The sequence below is a fragment of the Methyloversatilis sp. genome (assembly GCF_030698125.1).
GTDB lineage: Bacteria > Pseudomonadota > Gammaproteobacteria > Burkholderiales > Rhodocyclaceae > Methyloversatilis.
In genome coordinates this window covers 109,558-126,215 of the sequence record NZ_JAUYNV010000033.1, presented here as the reverse complement: position 1 = coordinate 126,215, position 16,658 = coordinate 109,558, and the positions used below count along the sequence as shown (strand labels likewise).

Below are 16,658 nucleotides of genomic sequence, written 5' to 3'. Positions count from 1 at the left end.
TCAACCGCTGTGTGCGCCGGCCTGCAAATGCAACGCACACGAACCATTTCACATGATCCACACGTTGTGCCACGACATCCGCACATGCCACATTCATCCGATCCCGAATGCTCGCTCCACCGTACCGGTCATATTCGATCTGTCTCGCTGACCGCCAGCGTTGACGCCGTCATGCTCATCATCCGGCTGTCTGCGCGCTACGGCCCGCTGATGTTCCGCCACGATGCGATGGCTGAAAGCGTGCAGCCGCTGTGCCGGCCCATCGGCTCGATCGCGCTCGGCGAGTCCGACGTGAAGCTGGGCGAAATCGCCGGCTGCGAATACTGGATCGACGCATCAAGTTTTGCGCGGCTGGGCGAAGGCGCGTATCTCCTCGATGTGCTCAACCCCTCGGTCACGCCACATGGCACGCCCGCCCTGACCGACCGCTTCGTGTTGCGTCCGCAGGCCAGCTGAACCTGCGCACTGCGCACCAGCGGAGCAAGCTCCCGCCTCTTTCCAGCTCGTTTAGCTTGACACCGAACTGAGAATCATTATTATTTGAACCGGTTCAACACAGCGCGGCCCAGCCGCGCCGGACATTCCGGTCACCATGCACGACGCCACGTCAGGTCTGGACGCTTCATCTTCAGACGCCCTGAAATCCCGACTTGCCGGCCTGCTCGACGAGCTGATACGGCATGACGGCTTCGGGTCGCTCAGTGTGGAAGTGCGCCTGCTCAAGCGCGGGCAGAAGGAAGTGATCATCGATTGCGGCAAGCAGTACCGCTACGTGATCGATTTCGCCGCCGGCTGAACCGAACCGTTCGTGCAGCACCGTCCGGCGGCGCGGGGCCGCGGACTCACATCATCAGAAACAACACCTGAGCAGTCGCCTTCGCGGGGAAGGGATGCATGGCTCTGAACGAGGCCCATCATGTCTTTCCGTCGTCTGTGCTCGACCGGCGCGCTGTGCGTGCTGTCTTCTTCTTCCGTTTTCGCCGCCGGTGCGGTCTGGGATACCCCGCTCGCCGGTTTCGACGGCAACGGTGCCACCTCCGCCACGCCCTGGGCCAGCGCTGACATCTATGCCGAATGGAATGTATTCGACAGCACCAGCCTTGACGCCACCCCCGACATCGCCGGCAGCGGCTCGCTGAGCCAGACCAATCCGGCCGCCGGATCCTTCCTGACCGGCAGCGGCAATCTGTACAGCAGCGGCGGCGCTGCGAACTTCATCGTCGATCTCGCCGCCCCGGCCGCCGGCACCTACGACGTGTGGCTGCGCATCGCCACCCAGGGCACGGCGGCCAACGACATCGCAACGCTCAATGGCGTCGCCGCCAGCAAGGTCGTGTCGTTCAGCGCCACGCTGGGCGGCTTCGGTGGCAGCGAGGAAGAAGCCTGGTGGCGCTGGACGGTCACCGACCCGCTCGCCCTGCAGTTCGCCTTCGCCAGCCCGGCCGCCCACCTGAGCCTCGACCAGCTGGCCGTGCTCGCGGCACCGGTGCCCGAACCCGCCACCTGGCTGTCGCTGCTGGCCGGCCTCGGCCTGCTTGGCGCCATCGCCCGCCGCCGCGCCTGACGCGCCGCCCCGCCCACCCCGAGCCGGAGACTTCCATGACCCGCATTGCCGATCCCGAAAGCCTGTACCACACCTTCCACGCCCTGAAAGCCGAACGGCGCCTGCGCAACCGCGACGCCGCGGCGGCACTGGGCATCAGCGAAGGAGAAGCCATTGCCTGCGGCGTCGGCCGCGATGCCATACGTCTGCACGGCCCGTTCGATGCGTTGTTCCAGCGCATGCCGGAACTGGGCGAAGTCATGGTGCTGACCCGCAACGAAGCCGCGGTGCATGAAAAGACCGGCAGCTTCGAACAGATGTCCGGCAACGCCCAAGTCGGGCTGGCGCTGGGCAGCGTGATCGACCTGCGCATCTTTTACGGTCAATGGACGCATGGTTATGCCGTGACCGACGAAACGCCACGCGGCACCTCGCTCAGCTTCCAGTTCTACGACCGCCACGGCGACGCCGTGCACAAGGTGTTCTCGCGCGCCGGCACGAAGCTCGACGCCTGGCACGCACTGGTGGCGACCTGCACCGCCGACGACCAGCAGGCAGGTGAACAGGTCGAACTGCGCAGCACGGAGCCGGACGCGGAAACGCCACTGGCCACGATCGACGCCGACGCCTTCCGTCGCGACTGGCTGGCCATGAAGGACACGCACGACTTCTTCCCGCTGCTGCGCCGTCACAAGGTGTCGCGCCGACAGGCCATGCAGCTGGCGCCTGACGGCCATGCCGAACGGCTGGACAACGTCCTGTCGCGCCCGCTGCTGGAACAGGCGGCAGCGCAGTCGGTGTCCATCATGTGCTTCGTCGGCAACCCCGGCATGATCCAGATCCACACCGGGCCGGTGCATCGCATCGAAGTCATGGGCAACTGGCTGAATGTGCTCGACCCCGGATTCAACCTGCACCTGCGGCACGATCTGGTGGCGGAAACCTGGCTGGTGCGCAAGCCGACCTCCGATGGCATCGTCACCTCGGTCGAATTGCTCGACGCCGGCGGCGAAACGATTGCACTGTTCTTCGGCGAGCGCAAACCGGGCAAGCCGGAACGCGAAGACTGGCGTGCGCTGGTGCGTCAGGTCTGCCCGTCGACCGACCGCGTCGCCGCATGAAGCGTCTTGCCCTGCTGAGCGTTCTGGCCGCGCTGTGCGGCCCGGCGCTGGCCGACAGCGCACAGCGTCTGGTCACGGTCGGCGGTGCGGTCACCGAAATCGTCTATGCGCTCGGCGCGGGCGCCCGCGTGGTCGCGACCGATACCACGAGCACCTGGCCGGAGGCGGCGCAGTCACTGCCGCGGGTCGGCTACCAGCGTGCGCTGGCGGCCGAAGGCGTGTTGTCGATGCGGCCCACGCTGCTGATCGCCACCGCCGACGCCGGCCCGCCGGTTGCGCTGACCCAGTTGCAGGGTGCCGGCGTGCGCGTGCTGCAGCTGGACGCCGGCCACCGTGCCGATCAGGTCGGCGGCACCATCCGCGCCATCGCCGCGTCGCTCGCGCTGGACGACGCCGGGCGCACGCTGGCCGAGCGCTTCGATGCCGACTGGGCGGCGGCGCGGCAACAGGTCGCTGCCTTGCCGGGACGTCCGCGTGCGCTGTTCATTCTCGATCATGGCGGTGCCAGTCCGATGGTCGCCGGCGACGGCACGGCCGCCGCAGCCATGATCGACTATGCGGGTGCCGTCAACGTCATGGCCGGCCGCTTCAACGGCTACCGCCCGCTGACGCTGGAAGCAGCGCTGGCGGCGGCACCCGACATCATCGTCACGACCGACGAGGCGATCGCCACCGCCGGCGGCCGCGCCGCCTTTCTCGGCCGACCCGGTCTGGCCGCGCTGCCCGCCGCGCGTGCCGGCCGGCTGGTGACGCTGGACGCGCTGCGCCTGCTCGGTTTCGGGCCGCGTCTGCCGGCCGCGGTGCTCGATCTGGCGCAGCGGATGCGCACGCCATGAACCTGCGCAGTGTCGAGTTGCCGCGCATCGGCCCGCCGGCCAGCCTGACGCTCTGGCTGCTGGCGGCCGCGCTGATCGGCGCCGTCGTGCATGCGCTGGCCAGTGGTGCGGTGGACCTGCCGGCGGCGACCGTCGTCAGCGCGCTGCTCGGGCAGCAGGTCGGGTCGGATGCCGATCTGGTGATCTGGACGCTGCGTCTGCCGCGCGTGCTGCTCGGGGTGATCGCCGGCGCCGGCATGGGCATCGCCGGTGCCGCCATGCAGGGCCTGATGCGCAACCCGCTCGCCGACCCCGGTCTGGTCGGCGTCAGCAGCGGCGCCGCACTGGCCGCAGCCGCCGTGGTCATCCTTGGCGAGCGCGCCATGAGCACGGGTGGCTGGGCCGCCAGTGCGCTGTTGCCGCTGACCGCATTCGCCGGTGCCGCGCTCACCACGGCGCTGGTCTATGCCGCGTCGCGCCGCAATGGCCGCAGTTCGGTCACGCTGATGCTGCTGTCGGGCATCGCCATCAACGCGCTCGCCATGTCGGGCATCGGCTTGCTGCTGTTCATGGGCAGCGACGCGCAGGTACGACAATTCACATTCTGGACGCTGGGCAGTCTGGCCGGCGCCACCTGGCCGGGTGTCATCGCCGCCGCCGCGGCGGTCGGCGTGGCACTCGCGCTGCTGCTGCGCAAGGCCGGGCCGCTCGATGCGCTGGCATTGGGCGAAGCACAGGCGGCGCACCTGGGCGTGGCGGTCGGCACGCTGAACCGCGCCTGCGTGGTGCTGATCGCGCTATCGGTCGGCGCCACCACGGCACTGACCGGCACCATCGGATTCATCGGCCTGATTGCACCCCATCTGGCACGCCGCCTCGCCGGGCCATCGCACCACCTGCTGCTGCCGGCCAGTGCGCTGGCCGGCGCCTTGCTGGTCGTGCTGGCCGACAGTGCGGCACGCACCTGGGTCAGCCCGGCCGAACTGCCGATCGGCGTGCTGACCGCACTGTTCGGTGCGCCCTTTTTCATGCTGCTGCTGCGCCGGCGCGCCGCGCAGGAACACTGACATGCTGAGCGCCCGCCACCTCTGCGTCATGGCCGGTCAGCGCAGGCTGATCGACGACGTGTCGATCGACGTGCGACCCGGCGAAATGCTGGCCCTGATCGGCCCGAATGGCGCCGGCAAGACCACGCTGCTGCGTGCGCTATCCGGCGACATCGACGCCGCCTGCGATGCCGTGTCGTGCAACGGGCGCCCGCTGCGCCACATTCCCGCAGCCGAACTGGCCACGCTGCGCGCGGTGCACGCCCAGCACCAGCGCAGCGATCTCGACTACACCGCACGGCAGGTGGTCGCCCTCGGCCGCTTCCCGCATCACGGCGGCCGGCCGGGTGCCGACGACCGCGCCATCGCGCGTGCCGCGATGGCACTCACCGGCTGCGAGGCCATGGCCGACCGGCTGTGCAGCACATTGTCCGGCGGCGAGCAGGCGCGCGTGCATCTGGCGCGCGCGCTGGCACAGATCTGGCGCGGCACACCCGGCGCCCACTTCCTGCTGCTCGATGAACCGGTCGCGGCCCTCGACATCGCCTGGCAGCACCGCGTGCTGGCCTGCGCGCGCGATCGCGCACACAGCCGCATGACCGGCGTGCTCGCCATCGTGCACGACCTCAATCTTGCCGCCCGTTATGCCGACCGTCTGGTATTGCTGGCCGACGGCCGCATCCGGGCCGACGGTGCGCCGTTCGAAGTGCTTCAGTCGGCCGCGCTGGCGGACGCCTTCGGACTGGATTGCCGCGTCTGGATCGACCCACACACTTCGCGCCCGCTGCTGATGGCCGAGCCAGCCGCCTGACGCGCGGCGCGCGCTCAGCGGCGTGACTCGCGCCCCGGGCACTGACGGCAGCCATGGCAGCCGTCATCGCCTCCATCGCTGCCCGCGTCTGCATCCGGCTTGCTTCCCGGATCGCTCATCGACTCGCCAGGCGGACTCAGCCGCGCCCGGGCGACGCGCATCACCTTCCATGCGGCCAGACCGACGATCACCAGCGCCAGCAGATCGGTCACGGAAAAGATCATGTGCAGCAGGCCAGTGCAATGCGGTAGGTGACGAACGAGGCCGCATACGCCAGCGCGAACAGATAGCCCGCCATCAGCAGCGGCGCGCTCCAGCCACCGGTTTCGCGCCGTACCGTGGCAAGCGTCGACAGACACTGCGGCGCGAACACATACCAGGCGAGCAACGACAGCGCGGTCGGCAGACTCCAGCCGGCGACGATCAACGGCACCAGGGCCTGCGCGGTATCGTCGGCCGTGGCCGACAGCGCATACACGGTGCCGAGCGCGCTCACCGCGACCTCACGCGCCGCCATGCCCGGCACCAGCGCCACCGCGATCTGCCAGTTGAAGCCGATCGGTTCGAACAGCGGCAGCAGGAAATGACCGAGCCGGCCCGCGAAGCTGTATTCGATCGGCGCGCCTGCGAAGTCAGCCGGCGCACCCGGAAAGCTGGCCATGAACCACAGCAGCACGGTGAGCGCGAGAATGATGCCGCCGACCCGCTGCAGGAATATGAGCACGCGCTGCCACAGGCCGATTGCCAGGTTGCGCAGCGACGGCCAGTGGTAGTCCGGCAGTTCCATCAGCAGCGTGTGCTGCCGGTCTTTCGAGCCAAGCCGCTTGAGCAGCCAGGCCACCAGCACGGCCGACACGATGCCCGCGAGATAGAGCGCGAACAGCACCAGCCCCTGCAGTTCGAGTCCGCCGGCCACGCGGCGCGCCGGAATGAAGGCGCCGATCAGCAGCGCATACACCGGCAGCCGGGCGGAACAGGTCATCAGCGGCGCGATCATGATGGTCACCCAGCGGTCGCGCGGATTCTGGATGGTGCGCGTGGCCATGATGCCGGGAATCGCGCAGGCAAAGCTCGACAGCAGCGGAATGAAGGCTCGCCCGGACAACCCGACGCCGCCCATCAGCCGATCGAGCAGGAAGGCGGCGCGCGGCAGGTAGCCGGACTCTTCGAGCAGCAGGATGAAGAAGAACAGGATGACGATCTGCGGCAGGAACACCAGCACGCCGCCCAGTCCGGCGATCAGCCCGTCGGTGAGCAGGCTGCGCAGCAGACCGTCCGGGAGCACACTTCCGACGAAATCGCCGAGCAGCGCCGTGGCCGATTCGATCCAGCCCATCGGCGCTTCGGCCCACGCAAACACGGCCTGAAAGATCAGGAACAGCAGCGCGAACAGCAGCATCGGACCGGCCAGTGGATGCAGCAGCACACGGTCGGCGCGATCGGTGAAGGCGTGTGCCGGCACGCGATCGAGGCCCAGCGTCGTCAGGATGTCCTTCACCTGCCGGTAGTCATCGACCACGCTGCCGGCAGAGGCTGCGAGTGCTACCGGAGGCAGCGCCGCATCGAGCAACCGGAACAGCGCATCGGCGCCGCCACCGCGCACCGCGACGGTCGATACGACCGGGACGCCAAGTGCGCGCGACAGCGCCTCGACATCGACATCGACACCGCGTGCCCGTGCGAGGTCGGTCATGTTGAGCACCACGACCAGCGGCAGGCCGAGCCGCCGCAGGCCCAGCACCAGTCGCAGCTGGCGCGCCAGCTGGGTCGCATCGACCACCGCCAGCACCAGATCGGGGCGACGCTCACCCGGCAGCCGGCCGGCGAGCACGTCGCAGGTCACCTGTTCGTCCGGTGAATTCGGCGCCAGGCTGTAGGTACCGGGCAGATCGAGCACAGCCAGGCGTTTGCCGGCCGGCGTGCGCAGCCAGCCTTCCTTGCGCTCGACCGTGACACCGGCGTAATTGGCCACCTTCTGGTGACTGCCGGTCAGCAGATTGAACAGCGCCGTCTTGCCGCAATTCGGATTGCCCACCAACGCCAGCGTGGGCGGCGTCAAACGACGGCTGTCGATGGGGATTGCGGTCATCACTTGACCTGCCTGGACGCGACACGCACGCAGGCGGCTTCGATGCGGCGCAGTGCAAAGGTCGATGCGCCGATGCGCACCGCCAGCGGCTCGCCGCCGGGCTGCCCGCGACGCAGCACGCACACCGGTTCCCCCTCCATGAAGCCCAGCTCGCGCAGGCGCATCTGCAGATCCGGCAGTCCGGCACGTTCGTCCAGACCGATCACCACCATGGGCGCGCCGGTTTCCGCATCGCTCAGCCGCATTTCCGTATCAGGCATGGTCATCCAGGGTGTACGTGATCCGGTAGCAGTCGATAGGCGCAGGTTGCAGCGTGTGCGGCGAAGCGCGCCGTTCTGGCGCGACCCGGGTAACGGGGCGGCTGCCTATCCGGCGCAGGTCGGCCCGTATTGCGTTCACGCATCAAATGATTACAACGCTAATTTTAACGAGAATCATTCTCGATTATAGTCCACCTCGCGTCGCTGCCGGTGTTTTCACCGGACAGACCGCGGACCAGCCAGCCCCTCTGCAAGCCAGTCCCGACAACTTCACTCCAGGACTGACTCAGATGACCCGCACTCCCCCGCAGCAGCCGCTGTCGCTGGCGGCCGCCATGCTGATGGCGCTGTCGACCGGCAATGTCGCCCAGGCACAACAGACGGCCCCCGCCGGCACGACCCCCGTACTGCCTGAAGTTCAGGTGAGCGACACACGCGAACGCCCGAATTCGCCGAACAACGGATACCAGTCGGGCATCGTCCGCTCGGCCAGGACGAATCAGCTGTCCAGGGACATTCCGCAGGCGATCACCACCGTGACCGAACAGCTCATGCTGGACAGCAATTCCGACACGATGAAGAACGCGTTGCGCCACGTCGCCGGCCTCACGTTCAATTCGGGCGAAGGCGGCCGCATCGGCGACAACATCATGCTGCGCGGCTTCTATTCGTTCGGCGACCTGTATCTGGACGGCATCCGCGACGTCGCCCAGTACAACCGCGAGGTGTTCCACGTCGAGCAGATCGATGTGCTGCGCGGCTCGGCCGCCATGCTGTTCGGCCGCGGTCAGGCCGGCGGCGTCATCAACCGGGTCAGCAAGCAGCCGGGCCTGGTCGATCGCACCGAAGTATCGGCCACCGTCGGCAGCCATGAGTACGGACGCGTCACCGCAGATGTGAACAAGGTGCTGGGTGAAAACATGGCATTTCGCATCAGCGCGATGAAGACCGACGCCGAAAGCTCGCGCAATGGCGTCGAATCGGACCGCGAAGGCATCGCGCCAACGCTGCGCTGGGGTATCGGCACCGCCGATGAATTCTCGATCGGTCACCTCTACTACACGACGAAGAACGTGCCGGACTACGGTGTGCCTTTCGTCAGCCGACCGGGCACCATCACCCGCTCGCAGGTCACCCGATCGCCACTCGACGTTTCGGCCAGCCGCTTTTACGGCACGTCGTCCGATTACGAGCAGAACGACACCAACATCACCACCGGCATCTGGACGCACCGCTTCTCGTCCGACACCGAACTGCGCACCGTTGCCCGCTACGCGGACTACAAGCGCGATCTGTGGGGCGTGGCACCGCGTCTGCCGGGCGGCGCGACCACTGCGACGGTGAACGACGCGACCGTGATCACACGCGGCCGTCAGGCGCGCGGCGGTGAAGAAAGCACCTACACGCTGCAGAGCGACCTGACAACGAAATTCGCGCTGGCGGGCATGAAGCACGAGGCGCTGTTCGGACTCGAACTGCTGCGTGAAAAGGCGGATCGCTGGTCCTACACTTCGGTCAATGTCACCGCACCCACCACCACCGTCGGCAACCCCGATCCGGATGTGGCGGTACCGGCGGCCTATGGCAACCGCGTCCGGTTCAACCCGGCGGGTTATGAAGGCGATTCGATCGGCGTCTATGCGCAGGACCAGATCGAATTCATGCCGAACTGGAAGCTGTTGCTGGGGCTTCGCCATGACCACATGGACGCCGACTACCACACGCTGAATTCAACCACGCTGGCGACGACCGCATTCAACCTGAAGTACAGCGAATGGAGCTATCGCAGCGGCCTGCTGTTCCAGCCCAGCGACGTACAGACTTACTACTTCGCGTGGAGCGACTCGTTCAATCCGACCGCCGACCTGTACCAGCTGAACAACGGTATCCGCTACGACGCCGAGCGCAGCCGCACGGTGGAACTGGGCACCAAGTGGGAACTGTTCGACGGCGCGCTGTCGCTGCGTACCGCGTTGTACCGCGCCACCAAATTCAACGAGCGCAATACGGATCTCGAGCAGGCGAACGCCGCCGTGCTGTCGAAGGAGCGCCACACCGATGGCTTCGAAATCGAGGCGGCCGGCCGCATCACGCCGCAGTGGGACGTGTTTGGCGGCATTGCATTGATGCGGGCGGAAATCGACGAAGTGTTCGCAGCAAACAATCCGAACATCGTCGGCCTGCGCCCGCGCAACACACCGCGCTATACCGGCAATCTGTGGACGACCTACCGCATTACGCCGGCCTGGCGCGTCGGCGGCGGCCTTGAGGCCAAAGGCAATCGCCTCGCCTACGGTACCGGCGGCACCAACCCGGTCGCCATCGCGCAGGCACCGAGCTTCGTACGAGCCGACCTGATGCTGGCCTACGAACAGCCGCGCTACGATGTTCGTCTGAACGTGCTCAACCTGTTCGACAAGCGTTATTACGAGGCGCTGTATGAAAACGGCGGCTTCGCCGTGCCGGGCACCGAACGCGCCATTCAGCTGACGGTGGCCGTGCGGTACTGAGCGGCCGGGAACAGTGAAGCCGGGCCGGTGGTCTGCGGACTGCCGGCCCGGCTTTTTTCGTTCAGCGTCCGCTCAACCTGCGCCAGCCCGCCATCGTGCGTTCGACCAGCGCCCATCCAGCGCCGCTCTCGCACAATCCATAGCGGAACGGCAGGTTGTCGCGCCCGGGGGTTTCGAAGCGCAGGTCGCGAAAGCTGATGCAGGCGCCACCCGCCGCACTGCCGACGCTGTCGAGCACCGGAAACATTGCGAACCAGCGGAAGACTGCGAAGTCCGGCGCCGACCAGACGGCGCGCACCTGTTCCCGCAGTTCGCCCTGTCCGCCATTTCCGAAACGTTCGCGCACCTGCCACTGCGCCATCGCCACCGGCCGGTAATGCGACGAAAGGCGACGAATGAGGTTGTCGTCCGGCCCGGCCTGAAGAATCTCCTCTCGCCGCGTATTGATATGCGCAGTATGGAAGCGCTCGCCGTCGTCGATCACCGCGGTCCAGTTGAAGGGCGAAGCCGGCCGGGGAATCGCGTCGATCGCGACCGCGGCGATGCCCTGCTCCGCCGCATGGCGCCGCGCGGCATCGATGGCTTCCGACTTTCCGACTGCGCCGACGCCGACCCATGCGCACACCGCCGCCAGCCCGAATGCGGCCGGTGCGCGGCTGCGCCGCCACAGCGCGCTCGCCACCAGCCCTGAAACGAGCAGCCCGGTCAGTGGCAGGTCGATGATGAACGTGGTGCCCCAGCCAAAGCGACGATCGGAAAAAGGCGCCAGGATCATCGTGCCGAACTGCGTGATCAGGTCGCCGAGGATGTGGATGCCGATGCCGGCGCACACCACGACGTAAAAGGAACGCCAGTCGACGCCTTGCGCGCGCATTTTCGGCAGCCGCGCCAGCAGCCAGGCAATCAGCAGCCCCCACAGCGGCAGCAGCACAAAGGAATGCGTCACACCGCGGTGGCCGCGCAGATAGGTCAGCTCCGACACGTAGCCAAGCACGAAATCGAGGTCAGGGAAGGTCGCGGCCGCTGCGCCGGCGACCACCATCTGCCACGGTTCCGGCCCCGGCCTTGCGGGATCGGAAGGTCGGGCGAGCAGGCGTCCGAGCAGTGCGCCGGACAGGGCGTGTGTGAGGGTATCCAAGAGACATCCTGAAGTCGAAGTGAAGCGGCGGACCGGCGAAAGTCCGGTCCGGGCAGCAATGCGGACTGCCGGTGGACGGTTATCGGCGCATATCGTTTCCAGTCTGGCGCAGTGCACAACCAGCGGACGTATAATGCGTCCCCGAATCTCTACACGGCTTGTTGATGGAATCCGCTACCGCGCTCATCGATTTGCAAGCTTCGCGCGAACCTACCCGACTGCGCGAAATACCGTACAACTACACCTCGCTGTCCGATCGCGAAATCGTGATCCGGCTGCTCGGTGCGCCGCTGTGGGACACGCTCGCCAGCCTGCGCGGCGAACGTCTGACCGGCCGCTCCGCGCGCATGTTGTACGAAGTGCTGGGCGACATCTGGGTGGTGCAGCGCAATCCCTACCTCGAAGACGACCTGCTCGACAATCCGAAGCGGCAGGCTGCGCTGGTCGGTGCAATGCACCATCGACTGGGCGAGATCGAGCAGCGCCGCCAGCGCAGTGGTGATGCGGCGACGCTGGAACGCGACCGCAAGGTGGGCGAGCTGCTGCTGGCCGCGCGCGCCGCGGTTGACGCGTTCGCGGCGCATTTCGCCACCGTGCGCGCGCTGCGCCGGCGCATCGTCAAGGTGCTCGGGCGCCACACGCGAGAGGCGAACATCGCCTTTGACGGCCTGGCGCGCGTGTCGCACGTGACCGATGCCACCGACTGGCGGGTCGAATACCCGATGGTCGTGCTGTATCCGGATACCGAAGATGAAATTGCGCCGCTGGTACGCGGCTGCATCGAACTCGGGCTGACCATCATCCCGCGCGGCGGCGGTACCGGATACACCGGCAGCGCGGTGCCGCTGACCGCGACGTCGGCGGTCATCAATACCGAAAAGCTGATCGATATCGGACCGGTCGAATCGACCGTGCTGCCCGGTCTGGCAACGCCCTACGCCACCATCCGCACCGGCGCCGGCGTGGTGACGCGACGCGTGATGGACGCGGCGGAACACGCCGGACTGGTGTTCGCCTGTGATCCGACGTCGGCCGACGCCTCGTGCATCGGCGGCAACATCGCGACCAATGCCGGCGGCAAGAAGGCCGTGCTGTGGGGCACCGCGCTCGACAACCTCGCGAGCTGGCGCATGGTCGATGCCGACGGCTTTCCGCTCGAAGTGACCCGGCTCGACCACAATCTCGGCAAGATCCACGACGCGGCGCTGGTGCGCTTTTCCATCCAGCACTTCGAGGCCGATGGCAGGACGCCGCGCGGCGATGCCGAAACGCTCGAAGTGCCTGGCGCGCGTTTCCGCAAGGAAGGCCTCGGCAAGGACGTCACCGACAAATTCCTGTCCGGCCTGCCCGGTGTGCAGAAGGAAGGGTGCGACGGCCTGATCACCAGCGCGCGCTGGATCCTGCACAAGCTGCCGCCGGTCACCCGCACCGTCTGTCTCGAATTTTTCGGCCAGGTGCGCGAGGCAGTGCCGGCGATCGTCGAAATCAAGGATTACCTCGACGCCCTGCCCAAGGCCGGCAATGCGCGCGTGCTGCTCGCGGGCCTCGAGCACCTCGACGAGCGCTATGTGCGTGCCGTCGGTTACGCCACCAAGGCGCGCCGCCACGGCCGGCCGAAGATGGTGCTGATCGGCGACATCGTCGGCGACGACGAAACGACGGTGATGGCGGCCGCGTCGGAAGTCGTGCGCCTGTGCAACCAGCGCGGCGCCGAAGGCTTCATCGCGGTGTCGGCCGAATCGCGCAAGACCTTCTGGCTCGACCGCGCCCGCACCGCCGCCATCGCGCGCCACACCAACGCGTTCAAGATCAACGAAGACGTGGTGATTCCGCTGCCGCGCATGGGTGACTATTGCGACGGCATCGAACGCATCAACATCGAACTGTCGATCGCCAGCAAGCTGCGCTTCTGCGATGCACTGGTGACGCTGCTGCGCGGCGAGCTGCCGCTGCACGCGGGTGACGCCAACATCGACGCCGACCAGCTGCTCGGCGACCGCCGCACGCAGGCGCTGCAGCAGGTGGCCGCAGTGCGCGGACGCTGGCAGTGGCTGCGCGACAACCTAGACATGCCGCTGGAACGTGCCGAGGCAATCATTCGCTCGCTCGGTGTCGAAGTCGGTCCGCTGCTCAACCGGGCGGCGTCGCCGACGCTGTTCCACCGGCTGCAGGACTATTCGGTGCGCGTGTCGTGGAAGCGCGAATTGAAGCCGCTGCTGGAAGAGATTTTCGACGGTGCGATGTACCGGCCCATCCTCGAACGCATCGAGGCCGAACAGAAGGCCGTTCTGCGCAGCCGGGTGTTCGTCGCGCTGCACATGCACGCCGGCGACGGCAATGTGCACACCAACATCCCGGTGAATTCCGACAACTACGACATGCTGCAGGAAGCCAATGCGGCGGTCGCCCGCATCATGGCGCTGGCGCGTTCGCTCGGTGGCGTCATTTCGGGCGAGCACGGCATCGGCATCACCAAGCTGGAATTCCTGACCGACGACGAACTGGCACCTTTCATCGACTACAAGCGGCGCGTCGATCCGGATGGCCATTTCAACGCCGGCAAGCTGCTGCCGGGTGGTGACCTGTCGCGCGCCTATACGCCGTCGTTCTCGCTGCTCGGCACCGAATCGCTGATCATGGAAATGAGCGACGTCGGCCAGATCGCCACGTCGATCAAGGACTGCCTGCGCTGCGGCAAGTGCAAGCCGGTGTGTTCGACCCATGTGCCGCGCGCCAACCTGCTGTACTCGCCGCGCAACAAGATCCTCGCCACCTCGCTGCTGATCGAGGCCTTCCTGTACGAAGAACAGACGCGGCGCGGCGTGTCGCTGCGCCACTTCGACGAATTCAGCGACGTCGCCGACCACTGCACGGTGTGCCACAAGTGCGCCAACCCCTGTCCGGTCGACATCGACTTCGGCGACGTGTCGATCGCCATGCGCAACGCGCTGCGCAAGCAGGGCAAGCGCAAGTTCAACCCGGGCACGGCAGCGTCGATGGCCTTCCTGAACGCGACCGATCCGGCCACCATCAAGGCACTGCGCGTGGCGATGATGGGTATCGGCTACAAGGCGCAGCGGCTCGGCCACACGGTGGGCAAGGCGCTCGGCCTGATCGACCGGCAGACGAAGAACCCGCCGCCGACACTCGGTCGGCCGCCGATCAAGGCGCAGGTGATCCACTTCATCAACAAGCCGATGCCGGGCAAGCTGCCGAAACGCACCTCGCGCGCGCTGCTCGACATCGAGGACGCGGCCATCGTGCCGGTCATCCGCAATCCGAAGCGCGCGTCGGAAGAGCAGGAAGCGGTGTTCTACTTCCCCGGCTGCGGTTCGGAACGGCTGTTTTCGCAGGTCGGGCTGGCCACGCAGGCGATGCTGTACCACGTCGGCGCGCAGACCGTGCTGCCGCCGGGCTATCTGTGCTGCGGCTATCCGCAGACCGCCGGCGGCGAAGCCGAGAAGGGCCAGCAGATCAGCACGTCGAATCGCGTGCTGTTCCACCGTGTGGCCAACACGCTGAATTATCTCGACATCAAGACGGTCATCGTGTCCTGCGGCACCTGCATGGACCAGTTGCAGAAGTACGAATTCGACAAGATCTTCCCCGGCTGCCGGTTGCTCGACATCCACGAGTACCTGATGGAAAAGGGCCTGAAGCTCGAAGGCGTCGAAGGCGTGCGCTACATGTATCACGACCCCTGCCACACGCCGATGAAAACGCACGCGCCGCTCAAGGTGGTCAATCAGCTGATCGGCACGGCGGACGGTTCGAAGGTGACGCTGAACGATCGCTGCTGCGGCGAAAGCGGCACGCTGGCAGTCAGCCGGCCGGACATTTCCACCCAGGTGCGCTTCCGCAAGGAAGAAGAGATGCGCAAGGGCGCCGACGTGCAACGCGCGGACGGTTTCAAGGGGGACGTGAAGATCCTGACGTCCTGCCCGTCCTGCCTGCAGGGCCTGTCACGGTACGACAACGACAGCGCCACGCAGGCCGACTACATCGTGGTCGAAATGGCGCGCCACCTGCTCGGCGCCGACTGGGCGGAGCGCTACATCGACCAGGCCAACAACGGCGGCATCGAGCGCGTACTGCTGTGACGCCGCCGGTCGACCGTCACCGGCGCAGCGCCGGTGACGCGTCGCGCCGGTTCAGGTCCTGCATGAAAGCTTCGAGCGCCTGTTCATCGCGCGGGCCGGCGGGCGCCATTTCGAGTTTCATGGTGCCGCTGCCGCCCGGCTGGTCGGCCGCACACACGCGGTGGGCGAGCATGCCGCCATGCCGTTCCAGGCGCCCCTCGCGGTCGAGATAGATGTTCTGCGCGCGGTAGGCTTCGCGCTCGGAACGCAGCGTGGCCATGCAGTCCTGCTGATACGCCGCCCCCTTCTGACGCGCTTCGAGCACATGGACGAACTCGTGCACCAGGAAGGAATTGTCGGCTGCGTCCTGCAGGTCAAGATCCGAGCGTATCAGCACCTGGTGGCGCTCACGGTCGTACAAGGCGACCAGTTCCTCGCACTCCGACGGCGCGTCCGGGCACACTTCCTCGACCAGCGCCGCGGGCGTCATGAGCCGCAGCAGCGGTCGATCCGGTTCGGCTATCGCCGGGTAACCCGACAGGGCTGCCGCCACGCTGAACAGGTGGGCAATGATTGCGCTGTCAACCATGTGTGCATCCTTCGGGGCTCGGTAGGCGCCGGTTTCGGGTAAAGCGCCATGTCTGGGAAGATATCCCGGCATTTCGACATCGCCGCGCGAAATCGTTCCGCTCCGCACGAACTCGTGCACGGCGCCCGTGTCGGAAAATGCAGCGATTGCCAGAATGCGTCGTCCAGCCGATCACCCACACGTCCCGCAACGGAGTCCATCATGCCCTCAACTTCCCTGAAGCTCGCCTGCCTGCTGTCCTTCGGCCTGCTTGCCGCACAGACCGCCCTGGCCGTCCCGGCCGATGCCGAGCGCGCAGCCTCGCCCGTGCCGCAGCTCGCTGGTGCCTGGAGCTGGACCGATCCGGCGCAGTGCAGCGAAACCTACGAGTACCGCATCGATGGCAGCGGTTCGGTGCACAGCGGCGAAGAGCGCAGCGAAATGGCGTATGTATTCGATCCGAAGGGATCGGACACCGGCTTCTACAAGCTGGAGGCGACCATCCTGAAGGACCACGGCGGCACGGATTGCGCGGGCTCGAAAGAAGACGACACGAACCGGCTTTACACCGTGTACGTGAAGTTCAACCCGGAGGGTGACCAGCACATCGTGTGCGTGGCACCGGAGGTGAAGCAGTGCTTCGGGCCGCTGCGCCGCACCGGCGCGGCGCGCTGACGC

At 66.9% G+C, this 16,658-nt stretch carries 15 protein-coding genes; 10 read left to right on the top strand and 5 right to left on the bottom strand.

The window, feature by feature from the left end; genetic code table 11:
• Window positions 1-171: 171 nt before the first annotated feature.
• From Q8Q80_RS13650 to Q8Q80_RS13620, 7 genes are all read left to right on the top strand, one after another.
• Window positions 172-456, top strand: coding sequence for a DUF779 domain-containing protein (locus tag Q8Q80_RS13650; protein ID WP_305633437.1), 285 nt, complete (start codon window positions 172-174; stop codon window positions 454-456).
• A 136-nt stretch (window positions 457-592) separates the two neighbouring features.
• On the top strand, window positions 593-796 hold the full coding sequence (locus Q8Q80_RS13645) for a hypothetical protein (protein WP_305633436.1): 204 nt from the start codon (window positions 593-595) through the stop codon (window positions 794-796).
• 120 nt (window positions 797-916) lie between these two features.
• On the top strand, window positions 917-1,564 hold the full coding sequence (locus Q8Q80_RS13640) for a PEPxxWA-CTERM sorting domain-containing protein (protein WP_305633435.1): 648 nt from the start codon (window positions 917-919) through the stop codon (window positions 1,562-1,564).
• 35 nt (window positions 1,565-1,599) lie between these two features.
• Complete coding sequence (locus tag Q8Q80_RS13635; protein ID WP_305633434.1) at window positions 1,600-2,664, top strand: hemin-degrading factor; 1,065 nt, start codon at window positions 1,600-1,602, stop codon at window positions 2,662-2,664.
• A complete protein-coding gene (locus Q8Q80_RS13630) occupies window positions 2,661-3,500 on the top strand; it encodes a hemin ABC transporter substrate-binding protein (protein WP_305633433.1) in 840 nt (279 codons plus the stop codon). The genes Q8Q80_RS13635 and Q8Q80_RS13630 overlap by 4 nt, the downstream gene beginning before the upstream one ends.
• Window positions 3,497-4,546 carry an iron ABC transporter permease gene (locus tag Q8Q80_RS13625; protein ID WP_305633432.1) on the top strand — a complete coding sequence of 350 codons (1,050 nt, stop codon included), beginning with the start codon at window positions 3,497-3,499 and terminating at the stop codon, window positions 4,544-4,546. The genes Q8Q80_RS13630 and Q8Q80_RS13625 overlap by 4 nt, the downstream gene beginning before the upstream one ends.
• Complete coding sequence (locus Q8Q80_RS13620) at window positions 4,494-5,336, top strand: heme ABC transporter ATP-binding protein (RefSeq protein WP_371132766.1); 843 nt, start codon at window positions 4,494-4,496, stop codon at window positions 5,334-5,336. The genes Q8Q80_RS13625 and Q8Q80_RS13620 overlap by 53 nt, the downstream gene beginning before the upstream one ends.
• Window positions 5,337-5,350: 14 nt before the next feature.
• Here the strand turns inward: Q8Q80_RS13620 and Q8Q80_RS13615 are convergent, their stop codons facing one another.
• The 3 genes from Q8Q80_RS13615 to Q8Q80_RS13605 are packed head-to-tail and all read right to left on the bottom strand — an operon-like array spanning window position 5,351 to window position 7,691.
• A complete protein-coding gene (locus Q8Q80_RS13615; protein WP_305633430.1) occupies window positions 5,351-5,560 on the bottom strand; it encodes a hypothetical protein in 210 nt (69 codons plus the stop codon).
• The gene (locus Q8Q80_RS13610) at window positions 5,557-7,425 is read right to left on the bottom strand and encodes a ferrous iron transporter B (RefSeq protein ID WP_305633429.1); all 1,869 of its coding nucleotides are present in this window, start codon (window positions 7,423-7,425) and stop codon (window positions 5,557-5,559) included. Before Q8Q80_RS13610 ends, Q8Q80_RS13615 begins: the two co-directional genes overlap by 4 nt.
• Window positions 7,425-7,691: a FeoA family protein gene (locus Q8Q80_RS13605; RefSeq protein WP_305633428.1), complete on the bottom strand. Its 267-nt coding sequence runs from the start codon at window positions 7,689-7,691 to the stop codon at window positions 7,425-7,427. The genes Q8Q80_RS13610 and Q8Q80_RS13605 overlap by 1 nt, the downstream gene beginning before the upstream one ends.
• Before the next feature lie 284 nt (window positions 7,692-7,975).
• Here Q8Q80_RS13605 and Q8Q80_RS13600 point away from each other — a divergent pair, with 284 nt between their 5' ends.
• Window positions 7,976-10,195: a TonB-dependent siderophore receptor gene (locus tag Q8Q80_RS13600; protein ID WP_305633427.1), complete on the top strand. Its 2,220-nt coding sequence runs from the start codon at window positions 7,976-7,978 to the stop codon at window positions 10,193-10,195.
• A gap of 61 nt (window positions 10,196-10,256) precedes the next feature.
• On the opposite strand, the gene Q8Q80_RS13595 is transcribed toward Q8Q80_RS13600, so the two are convergent.
• Window positions 10,257-11,333, bottom strand: a complete 1,077-nt coding sequence (locus Q8Q80_RS13595; protein WP_305633426.1) for a metal-dependent hydrolase — start codon at window positions 11,331-11,333, stop codon at window positions 10,257-10,259.
• A gap of 164 nt (window positions 11,334-11,497) precedes the next feature.
• Here Q8Q80_RS13595 and Q8Q80_RS13590 point away from each other — a divergent pair, with 164 nt between their 5' ends.
• On the top strand, window positions 11,498-15,433 hold the full coding sequence (locus tag Q8Q80_RS13590) for an FAD/FMN-binding oxidoreductase (protein WP_305633425.1): 3,936 nt from the start codon (window positions 11,498-11,500) through the stop codon (window positions 15,431-15,433).
• Window positions 15,434-15,449: 16 nt separating this feature from the next.
• On the opposite strand, the gene Q8Q80_RS13585 is transcribed toward Q8Q80_RS13590, so the two are convergent.
• Window positions 15,450-16,001, bottom strand: coding sequence for a hypothetical protein (locus Q8Q80_RS13585; RefSeq protein ID WP_305633424.1), 552 nt, complete (start codon window positions 15,999-16,001; stop codon window positions 15,450-15,452).
• Between the two features lie 201 nt (window positions 16,002-16,202).
• Here Q8Q80_RS13585 and Q8Q80_RS13580 point away from each other — a divergent pair, with 201 nt between their 5' ends.
• Window positions 16,203-16,655: a hypothetical protein gene (locus Q8Q80_RS13580; RefSeq protein WP_305633423.1), complete on the top strand. Its 453-nt coding sequence runs from the start codon at window positions 16,203-16,205 to the stop codon at window positions 16,653-16,655.
• Window positions 16,656-16,658 lie beyond the last annotated feature (3 nt).